Origin of the sequence: Micromonospora sp. S4605 (genome assembly GCF_003176715.1) — a bacterium.
GTDB lineage: Bacteria > Actinomycetota > Actinomycetes > Mycobacteriales > Micromonosporaceae > Micromonospora > Micromonospora echinaurantiaca.
In genome coordinates, this window is the sequence record NZ_QGSW01000166.1 from 1 (window position 1) to 23648 (window position 23648).

The window sequence follows — 23648 nt, forward strand, 5'->3', positions numbered from 1 at the left end:
CGCCCCGCTGGCCCCCTGCCCGGCGCGCCCCGGCGACCCGGCGTACGTGCTGTTCACCTCCGGCTCCACCGGCCGGCCCAAGGGGGTGCTCACCACCCACCGCAACGTGGTCGAGTTCGTCACCGGCTGCGCCGCGCTGACCGGCGCCGACGCCGGGGTGCGCAGCCTCGGCATCGCCTCGCTCGGCTTCGACGCGGCCACCATGGACCTGTTCCTGCCGCTGCTGCTCGGCGGCACCGTCCAGCTGCTCGGCGCCGACGACCGGGCCGACCCGGTGCGGCTCGCCCGGTTCATCGCCGCGCACGAGGTGAACTGGGGGTTCATCACCCCGACCGTGCTGTCCATGCTCGACCCGGCCGAGCTGCCGGCCTGGCGGGTGGTGCTCTGCGGCGGGGAGGCGGTGCCCGCCGAGCTGGCCGCCCGTTGGGCGCCCGGACGGCTCCTGCTGAACGGCTACGGGCCCACCGAGACCACCGTGCTCGCGGTCAGCGGCGAGCTGACCGCCGCCGACCGCGACCCGGTGCCGATCGGCCGTCCGCTGCCCAACCACCGGGCGTACGTGGTGGACGAGCGGCTGCGCCCGGTGCCGCCGGGGGAGACCGGCGAGCTGCTGATCGGCGGCCCCGGCCTGGCCGACGGCTACCTCAACCGGCCCGCGCTGACCGCCGAACGGTTCGTCCCCGACCCGTTCTCCGACCTGCCCGGCGAGCGGCTCTACCGCACCGGTGATCTGGTGCGGCAGGACCCGGACGGCCGGATCGTCTACCTGGGTCGCGCCGACCGGCAGGTGAAGGTGCGCGGCCAGCGGATCGAATTGGGCGAGGTGGAGGCGGTGCTGGCCGACCTGCCCGGGGTGGAGCGGGTGGCGGTGGAGGCGCTGCCCGGCCCGGCCGGCACGGAGCTGGTCGCGTTCCTCACCCCCGCCGACGCGCCCGACGACGAGCTGTTGCGGGCGTATGCCGGGCCCCGGCTGACCGCCGCGATGCTGCCGGCCCGGGTGCTGCGCCTGGCCGAGCTGCCGGTCAGCCCGACCAGCGGCAAGCTGGACCGGGCGGCGCTGCGCGCGCTGGCCGCCGCCGGCCGCTCCGCGGAGCCGGTCGCAGCGGCCGATCCGGCCGGCGCGGCCGAGCCGCTGGCGGCCGGGGTGGCCCGGATCTGGGGCCGGCTGCTCGGCGCCGCACCCGATCCGACCAGCGACTTCCTGGCCGCCGGCGGCAACTCGATCGCGGCGATGCGGCTGGTCGCCGCGCTCCGCGCCGAACTCGGCCGGCAGGTCGACGCCCGGGACGTCTTCACCGGACGGACCCTGGCCGGGCTCGTCGAGCGGGTCCGTGCCGCGGCCCCCGCCGACGGCGACGGGCTGACCACCGGCAACCCGCCCACCCTCTCCCCGCCGCAGCGGCGGCTCTGGTTCGTCGACCAGCTCGCCCCGTCCAGCGCGCCCTACAACATCGCGGTGGCGCACCGGCTGCGCGGCCCGCTGGACACCGCCGCCCTGGGCGCGGCGCTGCGCGCGGTCGCCGAACGGCACGACGTGCTGCGCTGGCGGATCCCGCAGACCGCCGGCGTGCCGTACGCGGTCCGCGAGGAGCCGACCGAGGTGGCCGTCCCGGTGGTCGACCTGACCGGCGGCGAAGACGCCGAGGCGGCGCTGGCCGGGATGCTGGCCGCCGGCGCGGCGCACGCCTTCGACCTGGCCACCGGGCCGCCCTGGCAGGTGACCGTCTACCGGCTCGGCGCGGACGAGCACGTGCTGGCGATCACCCTGCACCACGCGGTCTTCGACGGCTGGTCGGAGAAGCTGCTCTACGACGACCTCGCGGCGGCGTACGCCCAGGCCGTCGCCGGGCAGACCCCGCGGCTGCCGGTGCTGGCCGCCACGTACGCCGACTACGCGGTGTGGCGGGCCGAGCGGGACCGGCACCGCGGCGCGGCCGACCTGGCCTGGTGGCGCGAGCACCTGCGGGACGCCCCGACCGTCCTCGAACTGCCCCGCGACCGGCCCCGGCCGGCGGTGGCGACCTACGCCGGCGCCGAGGCGGCCGTGCGGTTGCCCGAGGCCACCGACCGGGCGGTGCGCGCGCTGGCCGAGCGGCGCGGCACCACCGTCGCCGCGGTGCTGCTGGCCGGCTTCGGCGAACTGCTACGCCGGCTCACCGGCGGCGACGACCACGTGCTCGGCGCGATCGTCGCCGACCGGCGGCTGGCCGCATTCGACGACGTGGTCGGCTTCTTCATCGACACCGTGCCGGTGCGGGTACGCGGCGGCGCGGCCAGCTTCGCCGACCTGGTCGACCGGTGCGCGACCGAACTGCACGAGGCGACCGCCCACCCGGGGGCGCCGCTGGAGAAGATCGTCGAGGCCCTCGGGGTGGGCCGGGACACCGCCCGCGCCCCGCTGGTGCAGGTGCTCTTCAACGTGCTCAACTTCGCCCCGCCGCGGCTCGCGTTGGCCGGGCTGGCCGCCGAGCCGGTCGCCGTGCCGAAGCCGGGGTCGCCGTTCGACATCACCGTCTACGTGGTCGAGCGGGACGGTCGCTGGGGTGTCGAGGTGGTCTACAACCCGGACCTGTTCGACGCCGAGCGGGTCGAGGGGCTGCTCGCCGACCTGGTGGCGCTGGTCGGCGCCCTGGCCGCCACACCGGACGCCCCCGCGGACCGGGTGGCCGCCGAGCTGCCCCGGCCGACCGTGGCCACCCCCCAACTCGGCGCGATGAGCGTGGCGGCCGCCGAGCCGCCGCGCGGCGTGCTGCCGGCCGGCCCGGACGGCCTGACCGACACCGAGGAGCTGATCGCCGGCATCTGGCGCGAGGTGCTGGACCGTGACCAGGTCGGGGTCACCGACAACTTCTTCGACATCGGCGGGCACTCGCTCGCCCTGGCCGCCGTGCACGCCCGGCTGACCGCCGCCACCGGCCGGTCGATCAAGATGCTCGACCTCTTCCGCCACCCCACCATCCGGGCGCTCGCCGCCAGCCTCGACGGCGCCGCCGACCGGCCGGAGCTGGCCCGCGCCGCGCTGCGGGCCGCCGCCCGACGCAGTCGTACCCGCCGTAACCCACCCCGCCGCCCCGGCGGCACCGCGTGACGAAGGACAACCTGATGAGCAACCCGACCACAACCGACCTGCCCGACGACGGCATCGAACCGATCGCCATCGTCGGGATGGCCGCCCGCCTGCCCGGCGCGGCCGACGTGAACGAGTTCTGGCGCAACCTGGTCGACGGGGTCGAGTCGAGCACCGAACTCACCCGGGAGGAGCAACTGGCCCGGGGCGCCACCGAGGCGGAGGTCGACGACCCGGGCTGGGTCAACCGCGCGCCGCTGGTCGACGGGTACGACGAGTTCGACGCCGGGCTGTTCGGCATGACCGCCCGGGAGGCGGAGATCACCGACCCGCAGCAGCGGCTGTTCCTGGAGTCCTGCTACACCGCGTTGCAGGACGCCGGCTACGACCCGGGGCGCTACGACGGTTCGGTCGGCGTGTACGCCGGCACCGGCGGCAACCTCTACCTGCACCGCTACGTGTACCGGAACAAGCGGGTCGGCGGCAGCCCGCACGGTGCGGTCTCCATCGCCACCGGCAACTCGCCCAACTACATCGCCACCAACGTGTCGTACCGGCTGGACCTGCGCGGGCCGAGCCTGACCGTGCACACCGCCTGCTCCACCTCGCTGGTCGCGTTCCACCTGGCCTGCGAGGCGCTGCGCAACGGCGAGTGCGACATGGCCCTCGCGGGCGGGGCGAACATCGAACTGCCGCACGTCGGCTACCTGGGCATGGACGGCTTCACCTCGCCCGACGGCCGGTGCCGCCCGTTCGACGCCGGCGCCAACGGCACCGTCTGGGGCAGCGGCGTCGGGGTGACCCTGCTCAAGCGCCTCTCCGACGCGATCGCCGACGGCGACACGATCCGCGCCGTGGTGCTCGGCAACGCGATCAACAACGACGGCGCCGGCAAGGTCGGCTTCACCGCCCCCAGCATGGACGGGCAGATGGAGGCGATCGCCCAGGCGGTCGCGATGGCCGACGTCGACCCGCGCACCATCAGCTACGTCGAGGCGCACGGCACCGGCACCGCGATGGGCGACCCGATCGAGGTGGCCGCGCTCTCCGCCGTCTACACCAAGGACACCGACGACCGGGGCTGGTGCGGCATCGGCTCGGTGAAGTCCAACATCGGCCACCTGAGCCAGCCCTCCGGCATCGTCAGCGTGATCAAGACGGTGCTGGCGATGGAACACGGGCTGATCCCGCCGACCATCAACTACGAGACGCCCAACCCGGCCATCGAGTTCGCCGACACCCCGTTCTACGTCACCAACACGCTGACCAAGTGGGACACCGACGGCGTACCCCGGCGGGCCGGGGTCAGCTCGTTCGGCATCGGCGGCACCAACGCCCACGTGGTGCTGGAGGAGGCCCCGGCGGCGCACCGGCCCTCCCGGCGGGTCCGCCCGGCGCAGCTGCTGCACGTGTCGGCGAAGACCCCCACCGCGCTGGACACCGCCGTCCGGCGGCTCGCCGAGCACCTGGAGTCCGCCGCCGACCGGGGACCGGAGCACCTCGCCGACGTGGCGCACACGCTGCGGATCGGCCGGCAGGAGTACCCGCACCGGGTCGCCGTGGTGGCCACCGACCTGGCCGACGCGGTGACCGCGCTGACCACCCCGCGCCGCCGGCAGGCCGGAGTGGCCGAGGGCCCGGCGCCCCGGCCGGCCTTCCTCTTCTCCGGCCAGGGCGCCCAGTACGCCGGCATGGGCGCGCAGCTCTACGCCGAGGAGTCGCGCTACCGGGCCACCGTGGACGAATGCGCCGAGCTGCTCCGCCCCGAGCTGGGGCTGGACATCCGCGAGCTGATCCTCGGCCGCGACCCGCAGGCCCAGGAGAAGCTCACCGAGACCCGCTACACCCAGCCCGCCCTGTTCGTCGTCGAGTACGCCCTGGCCACGCTCTGGCAGTCCGCCGGGGTGCGGCCGGCCGCGATGATCGGCCACTCGATCGGCGAGTACGTCGCCGCCACCGTGGCCGGCGTGCTGAGCCTGCCGGACGCGCTGCGGGTGGTCGCCGCCCGGGGCCGGCTGATGCAGTCCATGCCGCCGGGGGCCATGCTGGCCGTCGCGCTGGACGAGTCGGTGGTCGCCGAGCGGCTCCCCGACGGGCTGGCCGTGGCCACCGTCAACGGCCCGGGCACCTGCGTGGTGGCCGGCCCCACCGAGGCGATCGCCGCGTTCGCCGAGACGCTCAAGGGCAAGGCCAAGCCGCTGCGCACCTCGCACGCCTTCCACTCGCCGATGATGGAGCCGATCCTCGCCGAGTTCACCGCGCTGATGGCCGGGGTGCCGCTGCGCGCGCCGGCGATCCCGTTCCTGTCCAACGTCACCGGCACCTGGATCACCGAGCAGCAGGCCACCGACCCGGCGTACTGGGCGGCGCACCTGCGCCAGCCGGTGCGCTTCGGGGCCTGCGTGGCCACCCTGCTCGCCGAGGGCACCTGGCAGCTGGTCGAGTGCGGCCCCGGTAAGCAGCTGGCCAACCTGGCCCGGATGCAGGTGGCCAAGGCGGCCGAGGTGCAGCGCAAGCTCACCCCGCTGGGCAGCCTGCCCGGCCCGGGTGACGCGACCGGCGACCTGGCCACCCTGCTTGGTGCCGCCGCCGCGCTCTGGTGCCAGGGCACCCCGGTGCGGCTGGGCTCCGACCCGGACGCCCGGCGGGTGCCGCTGCCGACGTACCCCTTCGAGCGGCGCCGCTACTGGGTCGACCCGGACCCGGTGGAGCAGGTCGCCGCCGCGCCGGCCGAGACCGGGCCCCGGCCGCTGCCGGAGTGGTTCGCGGTGCCGGTGTGGCGGCAGGCCGCGCCGGAGCCGCGCACCGAGCCGCTGGGCCGCTGCCTGGTCCTGGTCGACGGCCCGCGCGGCGACGCGCTGGTCGCGGCACTGCGGGCCGCGGGGGAGCAGCCGCTGGCGGTACGCCCCGGCAACGCCTTTGCCGCCGCCGGCGACGGCTGGCGGCTGCGCCCCGGCGTGCGGGACGACTACGACGCGCTGGTGACCGCGCTGGCCGCCGACGGCGTGCCGGCCCGGCTGGTGCACGCGTTCGCCCTCGACGGCGAACCGGCCGGCACCGACATCGCGGCCACCTGGGCGGCTCAGGACCGCGGCTTCTTCAGCGCCCTGCACCTGGTGCAGGCGCTGGCCGGCGCCGGCCTGACCGGTGCCGACGGCGCGCTCACCCTGGACCTGGTGACCAGCGGCATCGGCGACGTCAGCGGCACCGACCTGCGCCGGCCGGAGCACGCCACGCTGGCCGGGCTGGCCCGGGTGCTCCCGGCCGAGCTGCCCGGGCTGACCGTCCGGCTGGTCGACGCCGACCCGGCCGACGACGGCGGGCGGGCGCTGCTGGCCGAACTGCGCCGCCCGGTCGACCCGGAGCGGCCCGAGGTGGCGCTGCGCGGTGGCCGCCGCTGGGTGACCGGCTACGAGCAGGTCACCGTGGACGCCGAGGGCGAGCCGGGGGCGCTGCGCGAGGGTGGCCGGTACGTCATCACCGGTGGCCTCGGCGGCATCGGCATCACCCTGGCCGAGGACTTCGCCCAGCGGGCCCGGGCGAAGCTGGTGCTGCTGGCCCGCTCCGGGCTGCCCGCCCGCGAGGAGTGGGACGCGCACCTGACCGTGCACGGCGGCGCGGACCGCACCGGCCGGGCGATCGCGGCGATCCGCCGGATGGAGGCGGCCGGTGCCGAGGTGCTGGTGCTCGCCGCCGACGTCACCGACCCGGCCGACCTGCGCCGGGTACGCGCGGCAGCCGAGGCCGCGTACGGCGGGATCGACGGCATCGTGCACGCGGCCGGCCTGCCCGGCGGCGGCATGGCCGAGATCAAGGAGCGGGCCGAGGCGGAGCGGGTGCTGGCGCCCAAGCTCGCCGGCACCCTCGCGCTGGCCCAGGTCTTCGGCGACCTGCCGCTGGACTTCGTGGTGCTCTGCTCGTCGATCACCGCGGTGATCGGCGGCTTCGGCCAGGTCGACTACTGCGCTGCCAACAACGCCCTGGACGCCTACGCCCGCTCCGGGCTGGGCTGGCGGGCGCCGGTGGTGTCGCAGAACTGGGGCGGCTGGGCCGAGGTGGGCATGGCGGTGGAGACCAACGCCCCGGCCGGGTTCCGGGCCGCCGGGCGGGACACCGTCACCACCCCGGTCGAGCACCCGGTGCTCACCACGAAGGTGACCGGCCCGGACGGCACAGTGCTGCACGGACTGGTCTCCGCGACCACCCACTGGCTGCTCGACGAGCACCGCATCGGCGGGGTGCCGGTGGTGCCGGGCACCGCCCACCTGGAGTCGGTCCGCGCGGCGGTGGCCGCCGCGCTGCCCGCCCCCGCCGAGGGCGCCTGCGTGGAACTGCGCGACGTGGTGTTCCTGGAGCCGTTCTCGGTGCCGGACGGCACCGTCGCCCAGTACCGGGTGGAGCTGACCCCGAGCGAGGACGGCGCCGACTTCGCGGTGCGCAGCCTCGCCGCCGGGCAGACCCGTACCCACGTGCGCGGCTCGGCGGGCTGGACGGTGGAGCCGGCCCCGCCGGCGCGGCAGCCGGCTGTCGCCGGCCGGCGGGTGGACGACGACGCGTCGTTCGGCCGGGGCCGCACCAGCATGCTGACCTTCGGGCCGCGCTGGGCCGCGCTGCGTGAGCACACCCTCGGCGACGGCCAGGAACTGGCCCGGGTCGCGGCCCCGGCCGAGGCCGTCGGTGACCTGCCGGCGTGGGGGCTGCATCCGGCGCTGCTGGACGTCGCGACCGCGTTCGGCCGGGGCCAGGGCTCGGGCACCTACCTGCCGCTGTCCTACGGGCGGATCGTGGTGCGCGGGGCGCTGCCGGCCGAGTTCCACAGTCACCTGCGGCACCGGGACAGCGCCACCGACGAGGTGGTCGCCGCCGACCTGACCCTGCTCGACCCGGCCGGCCGGGAACTCGTCGCGATCAGCGACTTCGTGCTGCGCCGGGTCGACCAGGGCGCGGTCACCGGCGGGCTGGCCACCGCCGCGCCGGCCGACACCGCGGCGGCACCCGCCGGGCCGACCGAGGACATCCGGCCGGTGGACGGCGCGGAGGCGTTCCGGCGCAGCCTCACCGCCGGGCTCGGCGCCCAGGTGGTGATCGCCACCCGGACGGTGGCGGACATCCGCGACCGGGCCGGTCGGGTGACCACCGGGAGCCTGGAGAACGAGCCGGAGCAGCCGGCCGCCACGCCGGCCCTGACCGGGGGTGGCTCGGCCGCGCCGAGCACCGAACTGGAGGTCACCATCGCCGGGGTCTGGCGGGACGCGCTGGGCGTGCCGGAGATCGGCGTCGACGACGACTTCTTCGCCCTCGGCGGCAACTCGCTGGTCGCGGTCCAGCTGATCGCGGCGATGCGCAAGGCGACCGGGGTGCGGTTGCCGATGCGCAGCCTCTTCGAGACGCCCACCGTCGCCGGTCTCGCCGCCCGGATCGAGGAGCTGCGGGCCACCGCCGCCCCCACCGACGAGCCGGCCGCCCCGGCCACCATCCCCGCCATCCCGCGGCTGCCCCGCGCGTGAGCACCGAGAAACCAGGAGTGACGAAGCAATGAGCGACACGATCGCCACGCTGCCGGTGGTCGTCGAGAACGACGGCCGGGAGCTGACCGAGTTGATCGACGCCCGCCGCGCGGAACTGCGCGCGACGTTGGTCGAGCACGGCGGACTGCTGTTCCGCGGCTTCGACGTCGGCGGGGTGGACGGCTTCGACCGGGTGGTCCGGGCGCTGTCCGGCGAACCGCTGGTCTACACCGAACGGTCCTCGCCCCGGCATGCCATCAAGGGGCGCGTCTACACCTCGACCGACTACCCGCCGGACGAGGAGATCTTCCTGCACAACGAGAACTCGTACCAGGCGCGCTGGCCGCTGACCCTGTTCTTCTACTGCATCACCCCGCCGCAGACGCAGGGCGCGACCCCGCTGGCCGACGTGCGTCGGGTGTACGCCGAGATCGACCCGGCGGTGCGGGAGGAGTTCGTGCGCCGCCGCTGGATGCTGGTGCGCAACTCCCACGCCGACTTCGGCACCCGCTGGCAGGACGTGTTCAACACCGACGACCGGGCCGAGGTCGAGGCGTACGCGGCGGCGAACCGGATCGAGCTGGAGTGGCGCGGCAAGGACGGGCTGCGGACCCGAGCGGTGCGGGACGTGGTGCACCACCGGCCCGGCTCGGACACCCCGCGCTGGTTCAACCACGCCACCTTCTTCCACATCAGCACCCTGCCGAAGGACTACCAGGAGGGGCTGCTGGCCATGTTCGGCGCCGACGAGCTGCCGTCGAACACCTACTACGGCGACGGCGGGGAGATCCCGGCCGACGTGATGGAGCACCTGCGGGCCGCGTACCGGGCGGCCAGCGTCCGCTTCGACTACCAGCGCGACGACGTGCTGGTGGTGGACAACATGACCGCCGCGCACGGGCGGGAGCCGTTCACCGGCCCTCGCAAGATCGCTGTGGCGATGGCCGAACCGCACACCCCCGAGAGCAACGGAGCGAAGTGATGGCCGAAACTCGATTCCTGGTCGTCCGCAACGACGAGGAGCAGTACTCGATCTGGTCGGCCGAGCGCGACCTCCCCGCGGGGTGGCACGAGGCCGGTTTCGCCGGCACCCGCGAAGAGTGCCTGGCGCACATCGACACCGTCTGGACGGACATGCGTCCCCGCTCGGTCCGCGAGGCCGCGTCATGACCGAGCCCCGCGAGTGGACGTTCCCGGCCTCCTTCGCCCAGGAGCGGGTGTGGCTGGCCAACCAGCTCGACGCCGGCTCGCCGGTCTACAACGTCTCCAGCCCGTGCCGGTTCCCGGTCGGCCTCGGCCGGGAGCAGGCCAACGCGGTGCTCGGGCAGATCGTCGCCCGGCACGAGTCGCTCCGCACCCACCTGCGCACGCAGGACGGTGACCTGGTCCAGGTGGTCCGCGCCGCGGAGCCGGTCGACCTGCCCGAGACCGACCTGCGGCACCTGCCGGCGGCGGAGCGCGACCGGCACGCCCGCGACCTGCTGACCGAGCTTGCCCGCACGCCGATCCCGCTGGACGCGCCGCCGCTGTGGCGGGCGCGGCTGCTCCGGCTCACCGACGATCAGCTCACGCTGCTCTTCGTGGTGCACCACGCGGTGTTCGACAGCCACTCGGCGGTGCTGTTCACCGAGGAGCTGGCCGCGCTCAGCCGGGCCGCGCTGACCGGCGCGCCCGCCGACGTGTCCGAGCCGCCCATCCAGTACGCGGACTACGCGGTCTGGCAGCGCGACCAGCTCGCCGGCCCGGAGCTGGACCGGCAGCTGGACTTCTGGCGCCAGCAGCTGGCCGGCGCGCCGGCGGTGACCGCCCTTCCGCTGGACCGGCCCCGCCCGGCGCAGCTGGGCTTCGCCGGCGACGAGGTGCGTTTCGACCTGCCGGCCGGGTTGCTGGACCGGGTCGGCCAGCTCGCCGCCGGCTCGGCGGCCACCCCGTACATGGTGCTGTTGGCCGCGTTCACCGCGCTGCTGTCCCGGATCTCCGGTGACGAGGACGTGGTGGTGGGCGTCTCCACCGCGGGCCGGGACAACCCGGAGCTGGCCCGGCTGATCGGCATGTTCGTCAACCCGGTGGCGCTGCGCTGCGACCTGGCCGGCGACCCGAGCTTCGCCGAGCTGCTGGTCCGGGTGCGCGACCGGCTGGTCGACGCGATGGAGCACGGCGGCACGCCGTTCCAGCGGATCGTCGAGGCGATCGACCCGCAGCGGGACCCGTCGGTGCAGCCGGTCTTCCAGACCGCGCTGAACTACATCCCGGACTCCGGCCTCGACCCGGCGCCGCTCGGCACCACCAAGGACGACCTGGCCTTCGACATCACCACCGGCACCAGCCGGCTGCTGTACCGGACGGCGCTGTTCGACCGGGCCACCGCCGAGACGGTCGTCGCCCGCTACGTGCGGCTGCTCACCGCCGCCGTCGCCGACCCGGCGCGGCGGGTGTCGGCGCTGCCGCTGCTCGCCGACGCCGAGCGGGAGCTGGTGCTGTCCACCTGGAACGACACCACCCGCGACGTGCCGCCGAGCACCCTGGTGGCGGAGTTCGAGCGGCAGGCGGCGGCCACCCCGGACGCGCCCGCACTGGTCCACGACGGCGTCGAGCTGACGTACGCCCGGCTGAACGCCGACGCCAACCGGTTGGCCCGGGTGCTGGTGGCCCGCGGCGCCGGCCCGGAGTCGCGGGTCGCGCTGGCGCTGCCCCGCTCGGTGGAGCTGGTGGTCGCCATCCTCGCGGTGCTCAAGTCCGGCGCCGCGTACGTGCCGGTGGACACCGGCTACCCGGCCGGCCGGATCGCCTACCTGCTCGCCGACGCCGAGCCGGCGTTGGTGCTGGCCACCCCGGACACCGCCGCGCTGGTGCCGGCCGGCGCGCTGGTGCTCGACGGCCCGCTCGACGGCGACGGCGGCGACCTGACCGACGCCGACCGGGCCGCCCCGCTGCGCCCGGAGCATCCGGCCTACGTGCTCTACACCTCCGGCTCCACCGGACGGCCGAAGGGCGTGGTGGTGGAGCACCGGGCGGTGACCGCGTACCTCGCCTGGGCCCGGCACACCTACCCGGGGCTGGCCGGCAGCGCGCTGCTGCACTCGCCGGTGTCGTTCGACCTGACCGTGACCGGGCTGCTCGGTCCGCTCACCGCGGGCGGCACGGTCCGGCTCGCGGCGATCGACGAGCCGGCCGCGCGGGCCGGCGGCCGGCCGTCCTTCCTCAAGGTCACCCCCAGCCACCTGCCGCTGCTCGACGCCGAGCTGTCGCCCACCACCGACCTGGTGATCGGCGGCGAGGCGCTCACCGGTGAGCAGCTCGCCGGCTGGCGGGCCACCCACGGCGACGTCGCGGTGATCAACGAGTACGGTCCGACCGAGGCGACCGTGGGCTGCGTGGCCGCCCGGATCGCGCCGGGCGAAAAGCTGCCCGCCGGGGCGGTGCCGATCGGCCGGCCCACCTGGAACATGCGGGCGTACCTGCTCGACGGGGCGCTCAACCCGGTGCCGCCGGGGGTGGTCGGCGAGCTGTACGTGGCCGGCGACCAGCTGGCCCGGGGCTACCTGCGCCGGCCCGGCCTCACCGCCGAGCGCTTCCTGCCCTGCCCGTACGGGCCGGCCGGGCACCGGATGTACCGCACCGGCGACCTGGCCCGCTGGCGGCCCGACGGCACGCTGGAGTACCTCGGCCGCCGCGACAACCAGGTCAAGGTCCGCGGCATGCGGATCGAGCTGGGCGAGATCGAGTCGGCGCTGCTGGCCCGGCCGGACGTGACCGCGGCGGCGGTCGTGGTCCGTACCGACTCCGGGGAGCCGACCCTGGTCGGCTACCTGGTGGGCACGGCCGACGAGGCGGCGCTCGCCGCCGACCTGGCCCGGGAACTGCCGGCGCACCTGGTGCCGTCGGCGTTCGTCCGACTCGACGCGCTGCCGCTGACCCCGAACGGCAAGCTGGACACCGCCGCGCTGCCCGCCCCGGCCGCCGCCGCGCCGGCCGCCGACGGGTTCCTCGCCCCGCGCACCGACGCCGAGGCGCTGGTCGCCGAGGTGTACGCCGAGATCCTCCAGGTGGACAAGGTCGGCGCGTTGGACGACTTCTTCACCCTGGGCGGCAACTCGCTGCGCGGCATGCGGGCGATGGCCCGGATCCGCGCCGAGGTGGACGTCGACCTGCCGATGCGGGCGCTGTTCAGCACCCCGGTGGTGGCCGACCTGGCCGCCCAGATCGAGCAGCGGATCGCCGCCGAACTCGACGAGCTCTCCGAAACCGAGGTCGCCGCGCTGCTCGCGGCGGAGAAGGACAATCCCCGATGACCGACCTGAAGGATCCGGCCCGGGACGCGGCCCGCCAGGCGTTGATCGCCCAGCGGCTGCGCAAGCGGCAGTCCGCCGCGCCCGCGGCCCGGATCGGTCCGCGCCCGCCGGACGCCGAGGTGCCGCTGTCGTACGCCCAGGAGCGGGTCTGGTTCATGGACCAGCTCGCTCCGGGCGAGGCGGCGTACCACATCGCGGTGCCGCTGCGGGTGCGCGGACCGCTCGACGTCGCGGCGCTGCGCGCCGCGCTGGCCGGGTTGACCCGCCGGCACGAGTCGCTGCGCACCCGGTTCCCGGCCGACGTCGACGGCCGGCCGACCGTGGTGGTGCAGGACGCGGTCGAGGTGCCGCTGACCATCGTGGACGCCCCGGACGAGGCGGCCGCGCAGGCGCTGGTGGAGGCGGCCGCGGCCGAGCCGTTCGACCTGGCCGAGGGGCCGCTGCTGCGGGCGCTGCTGATCCGGCTCCCCACCGACGATGAACACGTGCTGTTCCTCAGCAAGCACCACATCGTCGGCGACGGCTGGTCGGTGGACGTGCTGCTGCGCGACCTGATCACCCTCTACCGCGGCGGTGAGCTGCCGGCGCTGCCGATCCAGTACGGCGACTTCGCCCACTGGGAGGCGCGGGAGCTGGAGGGGCCGGCGGCCCGCCGGCACCTGGACTGGTGGAAGCAGCGGCTGGCCGGCATCACCCCGCTGGAGCTGCCGCTGGACCTGCCCCGTCCGGCCACCCAGACCTACACCGGCGACTTCGTGGAGCTGCGGCTGGACCGGGCCGCCGCGGACGGGCTGCTCGCGCTGACCCGCTCCTACGGCGGCACCCTGTTCATGACGCTGCTCGCCGCGTACCAGGTGTTCCTGGCCCGGCACGCCGGGCAGGACGACTTCGCCGTCGGGGCGTCGGTCGCCGGCCGCTCCGCGCCGGAGCTGGAAGACGTCGTCGGCATGTTCATCAACATGGTGCCGCTGCGCGCCGAGTTGGCCGGCGACCCGACCTTCGCCGAGTTGCTGGAGCGCACCCGGCGCAGCGTGCTGGACGGCCTGGAGCACGCCGAGGTGCCGTTCGCGAAGGTGGTGCACGAGCTGGGGCTGCCCCGCGACGTGAGCCGCTCCCCGGTGTTCCAGGCCATGTTCGTGCTGCAGAACTACGAGATCGGCCGGTTCAACGAGGTCTCCGACGCCAGCGACGTCACGTTCGACTGGAAGCCGATGGAGCTGCGGGCCACCCGGTTCGACTTCGAACTGCACGCGGTGGAGACCGTCGACGGGCTCTACGCCAAGCTGGTCTTCAACACCGACCTGTTCACCCGGGCCACCGTCGAGCGGATGGCCGAGCGCCTGGCCGCGCTGCTGCACGCGGTGGTGGCCGCCCCGGACACCCCGATCTCCGCGCTCGACCTGCTCGCCCCGGCCGAGCGGCGGCTGCTGGCGAGCTGGAACGACACCGCCGCCGACTTCCCGCGCGAGCAGACCCTGCACGGGCCGATCGAGGAGCGGGCCGCCGCCACCCCGGACGCGGTGGCGGTCACCTTCGAGGGCCGCTCGGTGACGTACGCGGAGCTGAACGCCGCCGCGAACCGGATCGCGCACCGGATGCGCGCGGCCGGGGTGGGCCCGGAGACCCTGGTCGGCGTCTGCGCCGAGCGGTCGGTCGAGCTGGTCGCCGGCCTGCTCGGCGTGCTCAAGGCCGGCGGCGCCTACCTGCCGCTGGACCCGGAGTACCCGGCCGACCGGCTGGCGTTCATGGTCACCGACGCGGCCGCGCCGGTGGTGCTGGTGCAGCGGCAGCTGCGCGACGTGCTGCCGGACACCGGCGCCACCGTCCTCGCTCTCGACGACGAGGCGGTCTGGGCCGACCAGCCGACCGTGGACCCGGCGTCGACGGCCGGCCCCGGGCACCTGGCGTACGTCATCTACACCTCCGGCTCCACCGGCCGGCCGAAGGGCGTGCCGAACACCCACCGGGGCATCGTCAACCGGCTCGACTGGATGCAGCGGACCTACCGGCTCGGCGCCGACGACGCGGTGCTGCAGAAGACCCCGGCCAGCTTTGACGTGTCGGTGTGGGAGTTCTTCTGGCCGCTGCGCGAGGGCGCCCGGCTGGTGGTGGCGAAGCCCGGCGGGCACAAGGACGCCGGCTACCTGCGGGACCTGCTGGTCGCCGAGCGGGTCACCACCGCCCACTTCGTGCCGTCGATGCTGACCGTCTTCCTCGCCGAGGACGGCGTCGAGGCGGCGACCGCGCTGCGCCGGGTGATCTGCTCCGGCGAGGAGTTGCCGCTGGCCTCGGCGGTGGACTTCACCGCCCGGCTGCCGCGGTGCGGGCTGCACAACCTGTACGGCCCCACCGAGGCGGCCATCGACGTCAGCTCCTGGCACTGCGACCCGGCGCTGCTGGCCGGGCTGACCAGCGTGCCGATCGGCGCGCCGATCGCCAACCTGCGGCTGCACGTGCTCGGCCCGGCCGGCAACGAGTGCCCGGTCGGGGTGGCCGGTGAGCTGCACATCGGCGGGGTGGGGTTGGCCCGTGGCTACCACCGCCGGCCGGCGCTCACCGCCGAGCGGTTCGTGCCGGACCCGTTCTCCGGCGAGCCGGGCGCCCGGCTGTACCGCACCGGCGACCTGGCCCGCTGGCGGGTGGCGCCGTCCACCGGCGACGGGCCGGCCGGCGGGGTGATCGAGTTCCTCGGCCGGATCGACCACCAGGTCAAGCTGCGCGGCCTGCGGATCGAGCTGGGCGAGATCGAGAGCGCGCTGCGCGAGCAGCCGGGGGTGACCGAGGCGGCGGTGATCGTCCGCGAGGACAGCCCCGGCGACAAGCGGCTGACCGCGTACCTGGTCGGCGCGGCCGAGCACGCGGCGCTGAAGGCGGCGTTGAAGGAGACGCTGCCCGAGTACATGGTGCCGAACGCGTTCGTCACCCTGGACGCGCTGCCGCTGAGCCCGAACGGCAAGCTGGACCGCCGGGCGCTGCCCGCGCCGGTGGTGACCCGGGAGGCGTCCGTCGCGCTGGTCGAGCCGCGCGACGACACCGAGCGGCTGCTGGCCGGGATCTGGTCGGAGGTGCTCGGCGTCGACACGCTCGGCATCGACGACGACTTCTTCGACCTCGGCGGGCACTCCATGCTCGCCACCCAGGTGGTCGCCAAGATCCGCAAGGCGGAGCACGGCGGCCGGCCGGTCGGCGTGATGGACCTGTTCCAGCAGCGGACCATCCGCGAGCTGGCCGCGTTCATGTCCGGCACCGGCGAGGCGGAAGGCCCCCGCCGGCTGCTCTGCGAGCTGACCAAGCCGATCCCGGCCGCCCAGCGGGTGCTCACCTACGTCTGCGTCCCGTACGGCGGCGGCAGCGCCATCGTCTACCAGCCGCTCGCCGACGCGCTGCCCGCCGGGCACGCGCTCTGGTCGCTGGCCATTCCGGGCCACGACGTCGGGCTCACCGAGGACGCGCTGCCGTTCGACGAGCTGACCACCCGGGTGGCCGAGGAGATCCTGGAGCGGATCGAGGGGCCGATCGCCCTCTACGGCCACTGCGGCGTGGGCAGCGCGATCGTCGCCGAGGTGGCCCGGAAGGTGGAGGCGGCCGGACGGGACCTGGCGGCGCTCTACATCGGCGCGATGTTCCCGTTCGCCCGGCCCAAGGGGGCGTTCGCCGCGCTGCGCAACCGGCTGGAGCGGCTGCGCAGCAACCGGCACTACGCCAGCTGGCTGAAGTCCATGGGGGTGGACACCGACGAGCTGGATCCGGAGCAGGCTGACCGGATCATCAGCAACATGCGGGCCGACTCCCGGGCGTCGGAGGAGTACTTCACCGGGCTGCTGGACCGGGGGGCGGCGAAGCTGCGTACCCCGATCATCTCGGTGGTGGGCTCGGAGGACCCGGTCACCGACTACCACACCGAGCGGTACGCCGAGTGGCAGTTCCTCAGCGACACCCTGGCGCTGGTGGTGCTCGACCAGGCCGGGCACTTCTTCCTGAAGTACCGCGCCGACGAACTGGCCGAGATCGTCACCCGCACCCACCGGGCCGTCGCGGCCGGCGACGTCGCGGACCTCGGCCCGCAGGCGCGGGGCGAGGACGCCGGCTGGGTGCTCGCCGCCCAGCAGCGGGTCGGTGTGGTCGACCAGCCGGCGGCGGCGGTGGTGGTCAAGCCGTCGATGGCCCGGTTCGTCGCGATCACCGTCGGGCAGCTGGTCTCCACCACCGGGTCGGCGCTGACCGCGTTCGCCCTGCCGATCTGGCTGTTCACCCAGACCGGGTCGGTGGCCAACCTGGGCCTGCTCTGGGCGCTCGCGCTGATCTGCGGCGTGCTGATGCTGCCGGTCGCCGGGGCGATCACCGACCGGGTCAGCCGCCGGAAGATCATGATGATCGCCAGCAGCAGCGCCGGCTCGGTGCAGGTCGTCCTGGCCGCGCTGCTGTGGACCGACAGCCTGGCGCTCTGGCACATCTACGGCCTGGTCGCGTTGAGTCAGGTCGCCGGGTCGTTCCAACGCATCGCGTTCCAGTCGGCGGTGCCGCAGCTGGTGCCGAAGCGCTACCTCGGCCACGCGATGGGCATCACCCAGCTCTCCAACGGCTTCGCGATGCTGCTGATGCCGGTCTTCGCGGCCGGGCTGCTCGCCGCCATCGAGCTCAAGGGCATCCTGCTGATCGACGTGGCCAGCTACCTGGTGGCGGTGCTGACCCTGGCCGTGGTCCGCTTTCCGGACCTGCTCGGCTGGCGGCCCAAGGAGCGGCTGCTGGTGGCCATCGCCAACGGTCTGCGCTACTCCTGGCAGCACCGGGGCTTCCGGTTGATGCTCGGCTACTTCGCGGTGGGCAACATCTTCCTGGCGCCCGCGCTGGTGCTCACCACGCCGCTGGTGCTCTCCTTCGGCACCGCGACGCAGGTGGCCCAGGTGGCGCTCGCCGAGGCGTGCGGCGCGGTGGCCGGCGGTGTGCTCATGTCGATCTGGGGCGGGCCCCGGCACCGGCGGATGATCGGCGTGCTGATCGGCAACCTGGGCACCGCTGTCGGCTGCGTGCTGATCGGCCTGGACGCCTCCGTCGCGATGATCTGCGTGGGCGCGTTCTGGCTGGCCATGGCGATGACCACGGCGCAGTCCATCTACGCCACCATCGTCCAGGTCAAGGTGCCGCAGCGGTTCCACGGCCGGGTGTTCAGCCTGAACCAGACCATCTCCTGGTCGACCCTGCCGATCGGTTTCGCGCTGCTGGCCCCGGGGGCCACCGCGCTGTTCGAGCCGATGCTCGCCCCGGGCGGGGCGCTGGCCGGTTCGGTGGGCGCGGTGATCGGCACCGGCGAGGGCCGCGGCATCGGCTTCGCGTACGTCTGCTTCGGCGCGGCGCTGGTGCTGGTCACCCTCGGCGGGTTCGCGATCCGGCTGCTGCGCCGGTTCGACGTCGAGGTGCCCGACTCGCTGCCGGACGACCTGATCGGCGCGCAGGAGCGGGAACGGCGCCTCGCCGCCCGCGCCGCCGAGCGCGCGGAGGAGAAGGCGCCGGTCGCGGCGTGAGTGGTTCCGGGGGCCCGCGCGGCGGGCCCCCGGGGTCACTCGTACCGGTCGGCCAGGTCGGCCTCGGGCAGCTCGTCCGGTTCGGCGATCCAGGCGGAGAAGACCGGCACGCCGTGCCAGGGCCCGGCCGTGCCGTCGCTCCGGGTGTCGGTGGCGACGGCCACCACGGCGTACGGGTGGCCGAAGCGCAGCTCGGCGATCCGCGCGACCCCCTCCGGCGGCATGCTGGTCGCCATGGCCCAGCCGGTGACCGCAGCCGCCTCGAAGCCGTACCGGCTGTACCGGGCCACCGCCTTCTGTACCACCTCGGCCGCCAGCTCCGGGGTGTTCAGCAGCTCGCCGAACGCCCAGGTGGCGACGGGAAAGCCGAGGCTGCCCTCGGTGAGCTCGATTCGGCTCTCGGCCGACCAGCAGGGCAGCACCGCCCGGATCCGCTCCTCCCGACCGTCGGGCGCGTACGTCACGGTCGGCTCCTCGCGCAGCGTCCACAGCGCGGTGTCGCCCAGCGGCAGGTCGAACAGGGAGCGCCGGCCCCCGGCCAGGGCCGCCTTGTGTCGGCGTTTCCCGCGCGGCTCCTCCCCGTCCGGCGCGTGGACGGCGGCCGTGGCCAACTCGTACGCCGTGGCGAGGACGTCGACGGGGACGACGTCGGGGGTGGCGGCGACCGAGACGACGACCAGCCCGGCCTGGCCGTCGGCGGTGGCCACCTGGCCGGAGGACGCGGTGTGTACCGCCACGTCGCCGGCTCTGCGGCTGCCCGCGATCCAGCACTGGTGGCCGCGTTCGGGGCTGCGCAGGATCCGCCGCAGCCGAGCCGCCCACGGGCTGGCCGGGCCCAGATCGCCGGCCGCGGTCACGTCGAACGGATCCTGCCAGGAGATCCGGGTGGCCAGCGCACTGGCCAGGAGCAGCAGCGTTTCCGACGTCACGGACACCGGGAACTGGTCGATCAGGCCCAGCGTGTGTTCCCGGGCCCAGTCGTCCAATGCCGCCTGCTCCGGTAGCGGGCCGGTCCCGGTCGTTCCGGGCAGGGTCGCCCGCCAGCGGTCCAGGGCGCCGACATCGAGCCCCGGGCGGTGCCACACGGCGGTCGCCGCCGCCACCAGCGGGTGCGGCGCTTCCAGCAGTGCTCGGGCCGCCGCCCCGGCGTTGACCACGTCCGTGCCGAGCACGTCCTCCAGTTCCGCGCGGTCCGCACCGGCGGTGGCGGGGCCGGCGAGGGCCAGCAGCAGCCACGCGCCGAGGGGAGAGGCGACATGGTGCCGGTCGCCGATCACCGTGTGCATCCGTTCGGCGTAGCGGGCCAGTGGACCGTGAATGTCAGTCATCGCACCACTGTGCCCGGCCGGTGCCACGCCGTCACGACCACAGCTCGAACGGTTCGTCGATCTCGTCGCCGGCCAGGAAGCCGGTCAGCAGGCCGGGCAACTGGCCGGGATAGAAGCGCTCGCCGCTGGCGACCACCTCGGCGACCGGCCACCACCGGAACCCGAAGTAGTCCTCCAGCTCGTAGTCGAGCCGGTCTGTCTCGTCCACGTCCGGCCCGGGGCCGGCCAGCCGCACCGGGACGATCACCTCGTCCTGGAGGTGCCGCCGCTGCCGGTGCACGAAGCTGGCCCGCCGTCGCCAGGTGGGCGGGCCGATCTGCGCGGGATCCGCCACGATGCCGGTCTCCTCGCGCAGCTCGCGCACCGCCGTGTCCAGGTACGTCTCGCCGGGGTCCATCCCGCCGCCGGGCAGCTCCCACCAGGTGCCCAGCCGGGGGTGGTCCGGATCGCGGGTGTGGAACAGCAGGACCCGGTCGTCGCCGTCGAGCACCACCAGCCGTACCGCGCTGCGCTCGAAGACCGGCAGATCATTGGGCAGTTCGATCATGTTCCCCCCTGGTGTGGCGCGGCATCGCCAGTTGCGCGGCTCGACCGTAGCCTGCCCCGTCCGGCAGCGTCCGGTACGGGCCGGCAGCGTCTGCTCAAGGTCGACCGGGTGCGCCTCAGGCCGGGTACGGACTCAGGATCCCCGATGCCGTTCCGCCCATGACCGAAAAGCAGATCACCATCGCCGCCGCCGAGGACTTTTGCGATCCAGGGCCATGGACGTATCGATGTCCGGCAGGTTACGGTCCTTGGCGTAATCCTCAGGGAAGATGACTTGTGCCGGAGGTAGGATGCGCTATCGCAGCACTTTGATCGCCTTGGCCACGGCCACCACGATGGTCTCGACACTCCTGACGCCCGCCACGGCCTCGGCCGACCCGACGCCACCTGTCACTGTGGAGGACCACGGTGCCATTCCGCTGACCGCCGTGACCGCCGCCGGGGCCGCCTCCGGGAACATGCCGGATGGCAGCGCTCGCACGTGGACGGTGGTCTCCGGTGAGCCGGCCTACCTGGCCGAGATCGACCCACTCACGGGCAACGTGATCGCCACCTACCCGCTCGACGGCGCGGGCGGCGCCTGGGGTGTCGAGATCGCCGCGGACGGCACGGTCTGGGTCGCGAGCTACGGAAAAGGCAACCTCTACTACCTGCCTTACCAGGCAGCTGCGGCGGTGAAGGCCGGCCAGGCCACTCCCGACGCGAGTTTCCTCTGGCAGGTGGACACCGACGCCAACGGCGTGGCGTACACGGGCACCTTCGAGGGCTTCGCCGGAGGATCGACGCTGCCCGGCGCCCACGTCGTGTCGTACGACAAGTCGACCGGCCGGTGGCGCGACTACGGCACCCTGGGCGACCAGTACACCTACGTGCGGTCGACCGCAGTCGTCGGCGACAAGGTCTACGCCGGCACCGGGACGCAGGCTGCCCTCTTCGAGATCGACATCGCCAGCGGGGACAAGCGACAGATCCCGCTGCCGGACGGCCGCGCCGATTGCCAGTTCACCTACGAGCTGGCCACCTCCGGAACTGACCTGTTCGTCCGGTTCGAATGTACGAAGAAGAACATCGGCTACGTCTACGACACCGTTACCGGTAGCTGGAAGGCCGGGCCGTGGAACGACTACCTGATGCAGCGCGTCGGGCGTGACAGTGCCGGCAACACCTACCTCGCGCTCCTCGAAGGCGGCGGTCCGGTCCTGCACCGATACGCCCCCGACGGCACGCTGACCAACCTCGGCGTGAAGATGGGCACCAAGGTGGGTGTCGTGACCTCTGGCGGTGCCGAGTACGTCGTCGGCGCGTACGGCAAGGTCCTGCAGTACTACAACCTGACGACGGGCGCCCACACCGAACTGGCACCGGCGCTGCAAGGGACTCCGGTTGCCCCGCGATCGGCAACCTTGGGGCCCACCGGCCAGGTCCACGTCGGCGGCTACTTCTCCGGCGGATTCGCGAGCTACTCGCCGGGTCAGGACACGTGGACGTTCGACCCGAGGCTGGGCCAGGCGGAGAACCTGGTGACGGTCGGCGACCGCCTCTACGCCGGCGTCTACCCGGGCGCCAAGATCTTCGAGGTCGACCCGACGCGGCCGCTCACCAACGGGAATCCGGCCCAGGTCTTCGATCTCACGGCGTCCGGTCAGGATCGTCCGTTCGCCATGGCTGATGCCGGCGGCCTCCTTGCTGTCGGAACGGTCCCGGGCTACGGCCAACTGCAGTCCAGCCTGGCGATCTACGACCCGGCGACGGGCAAGGTGGACACGTACTTCGACCTGGTCGAGGATCAGAGCATCCTGACGCTGACCTACGCCGACGGAATCCTCTACGGCGGCACGTCCATCTACGGCGGCAACGGCATCGCCCCGACCCAGCAGCACGCACGGGTCTTCGCCTTCTCCATGGCCACCCGCGAACTGCTGTGGAGCCGGGAGATCGTCGGGCACGCCCAGGTGACTGCCGTCGCGGTGACGTCCGGCAGTCAGGTCTGGGCGGCCACCAACGGCACCCTGCTCGCGTTCGAGCGCAATACCGGGCGCCAGCTCTACAACAAGACGGTCAGGGCCTACGACTGGGGCAACTTCTCGGGCGGAACCTGGCAGGCCGACACGCTCAGCTACAACGCCGCGGACGGCTATCTGTACGGATCCGTTGGTGACAACATTCTTCGGATCAAGCCGGTCGGCCAGCGCGAGATCTTCGTGGTCCCCAACGCCAGGGGCAACTGGTTGGTTCTCGACGGGCAGCGCACGTACTGGGTCGACGGGCAGCACCTGAAGAGCATTCGCTGGCCAGTCGGCAACTGACCCGACCCGCAAGGGGCCCTCGGCCCGGCATCAGACGCGCTGTTGCTGGTGCCACCAGGGGCGGGCATGACGGGTTCAAATGATCATCGAGGTCCGCCAGGCCTTGTCGATCGTTCGAAGTGAGTGATGCCCGCCCCGCTGGGCCGGGCGAGTCGGTCGGGCCGGTCAGGCGGTGGGTAGGGCGCCGAGGCGGTGCAGCAGCCGCCGGCCCAGCGGCAGCCGCTGGTCGGTGGCCGCGTCGGCGGTGGCGTCCACGTTCAGGGCGAACGTGTAGAGCCGGTCGCCGCGCTCGACCCAGCCGACCCACCAGCCGGTGCCGGGATCGGTGGCGTCGGTCAGGCCGGTCTTGCCGTACAGGCTGTGCTCGGCGGTGCGCTCCAGGCGCAGGATGTCCCGGACGGTCGCCTGATGGGCCGGGTCGGCCGGTAGCTCGCCGCGGGCCAGCCGGGCCAGCCACCGGGCCTGCTCGGCGGCCGAGATCTCCAGCGGCCCGCTCAGCCAGAACCGGTCCACCGCCGGGCCGACCTCGCCGTTGCCGTAGCCGAGCCGGTTCAACCACTCCCGCTCGCGCTCGGGGCCGATCCGCCGGGCCAGTTCCTGGAACACCGGGACGTTGGAGACCCGGATCGCGTCCCGCAGCCCCATGTCCCGCTCCCAGGCGGCGACGCGCTGCGGCCGGCCGCCGTACGGGATCTTCTCGTGCTCGTCGCGGACCACGCCGGTCTCCAGCGCGATCAGGCTGTGCGGGATCTTGAAGGTCGACGCGGGGATCAGCCGGCGTTCGGCCCGCTCCCGATCCACCATCACGACGCGGCCGGCCGACACGTCGTACAGCACGAAGGTGCCGCGCAGCCCGGCCTGCCGGAACAGGCCGGCGAGGTCGTCGCGGGTCTCGACCACCGGCGCGGCGACCGACGGGCCCGGCGTCGCGGTGGTGGCGACCGCCGGCGGCCCGGCGGCCGGCGTTCCGCCCGGCGGCCCGCCGTCGGTGCAGCCGGCCAGCACGGTCAGCGCGAGAACGGCGCCAACGGCAGCCCGACGGGACGGGCCGACACCGCCAGTTTCGTGGCGGCGCGATGG

Annotated in this window: 10 protein-coding genes; 7 read left to right on the forward strand and 3 right to left on the reverse strand. The window is 74.2% G+C overall.

From position 1 onward, the window contains the following. From DLJ47_RS12030 to DLJ47_RS12055, 6 genes are all read left to right on the forward strand, one after another. The coding region (locus DLJ47_RS12030) for a non-ribosomal peptide synthetase (RefSeq protein ID WP_109900124.1) at positions 1 to 3088 on the forward strand (3088 nt) is incomplete at its 5' end. A 14-nt stretch (positions 3089 to 3102) separates the two neighbouring features. Then, complete coding sequence (locus DLJ47_RS12035; RefSeq protein ID WP_109900138.1) at positions 3103 to 8574, forward strand: type I polyketide synthase; 5472 nt, start codon at positions 3103 to 3105, stop codon at positions 8572 to 8574. 28 nt (positions 8575 to 8602) lie between these two features. Next, a complete protein-coding gene (locus DLJ47_RS12040; RefSeq protein WP_109900125.1) occupies positions 8603 to 9556 on the forward strand; it encodes a TauD/TfdA family dioxygenase in 954 nt (317 codons plus the stop codon). After that, on the forward strand, positions 9556 to 9744 hold the full coding sequence (locus DLJ47_RS12045; protein WP_088994475.1) for an MbtH family protein: 189 nt from the start codon (positions 9556 to 9558) through the stop codon (positions 9742 to 9744). The genes DLJ47_RS12040 and DLJ47_RS12045 overlap by 1 nt, the downstream gene beginning before the upstream one ends. Beyond that, a complete protein-coding gene (locus tag DLJ47_RS12050; protein ID WP_109900126.1) occupies positions 9741 to 12866 on the forward strand; it encodes a non-ribosomal peptide synthetase in 3126 nt (1041 codons plus the stop codon). Before DLJ47_RS12045 ends, DLJ47_RS12050 begins: the two co-directional genes overlap by 4 nt. Beyond that, a complete protein-coding gene (locus DLJ47_RS12055; protein WP_109900127.1) occupies positions 12863 to 18388 on the forward strand; it encodes a non-ribosomal peptide synthetase/MFS transporter in 5526 nt (1841 codons plus the stop codon). The genes DLJ47_RS12050 and DLJ47_RS12055 overlap by 4 nt, the downstream gene beginning before the upstream one ends. 35 nt (positions 18389 to 18423) lie before the next feature. Here DLJ47_RS12055 and DLJ47_RS12060 read toward each other — a convergent pair whose 3' ends face one another. Beyond that, positions 18424 to 19716, reverse strand: a complete 1293-nt coding sequence (locus tag DLJ47_RS12060; protein ID WP_109900128.1) for a hypothetical protein — start codon at positions 19714 to 19716, stop codon at positions 18424 to 18426. Between the two features lie 31 nt (positions 19717 to 19747). Continuing rightward, positions 19748 to 20263, reverse strand: coding sequence for an NUDIX hydrolase (locus tag DLJ47_RS12065; RefSeq protein WP_199235805.1), 516 nt, complete (start codon positions 20261 to 20263; stop codon positions 19748 to 19750). A gap of 289 nt (positions 20264 to 20552) precedes the next feature. On the opposite strand from DLJ47_RS12065, the gene DLJ47_RS12070 reads away from it, so the two are divergent. Then, positions 20553 to 22568, forward strand: coding sequence for a hypothetical protein (locus DLJ47_RS12070; RefSeq protein WP_146228081.1), 2016 nt, complete (start codon positions 20553 to 20555; stop codon positions 22566 to 22568). Between the two features lie 165 nt (positions 22569 to 22733). Here the strand turns inward: DLJ47_RS12070 and blaOXA are convergent, their stop codons facing one another. Beyond that, a complete protein-coding gene (gene blaOXA / locus DLJ47_RS12075; RefSeq protein WP_199235806.1) occupies positions 22734 to 23573 on the reverse strand; it encodes a class D beta-lactamase in 840 nt (279 codons plus the stop codon). Positions 23574 to 23648: the final 75 nt, after the last annotated feature.

Excerpts from the sequence above, each read along its gene's own strand:
- DLJ47_RS12065 (WP_199235805.1), bottom strand. The coding sequence starts at position 20,263 with ATGATCGAACTGCCCAATGATCTGCCGGTCTTCGAGCGCAGCGCGGTA.
- DLJ47_RS12060 (WP_109900128.1), bottom strand. The coding sequence starts at position 19,716 with ATGACTGACATTCACGGTCCACTGGCCCGCTACGCCGAACGGATGCAC.
- DLJ47_RS12045 (WP_088994475.1), top strand. The coding sequence starts at position 9,556 with ATGGCCGAAACTCGATTCCTGGTCGTCCGCAACGACGAGGAGCAGTAC.
- DLJ47_RS12055 (WP_109900127.1), top strand. The coding sequence starts at position 12,863 with ATGACCGACCTGAAGGATCCGGCCCGGGACGCGGCCCGCCAGGCGTTG.
- DLJ47_RS12050 (WP_109900126.1), top strand. The coding sequence starts at position 9,741 with ATGACCGAGCCCCGCGAGTGGACGTTCCCGGCCTCCTTCGCCCAGGAG.
- DLJ47_RS12035 (WP_109900138.1), top strand. The coding sequence starts at position 3,103 with ATGAGCAACCCGACCACAACCGACCTGCCCGACGACGGCATCGAACCG.
- DLJ47_RS12040 (WP_109900125.1), top strand. The coding sequence starts at position 8,603 with ATGAGCGACACGATCGCCACGCTGCCGGTGGTCGTCGAGAACGACGGC.
- DLJ47_RS12070 (WP_146228081.1), top strand. The coding sequence starts at position 20,553 with ATGCGCTATCGCAGCACTTTGATCGCCTTGGCCACGGCCACCACGATG.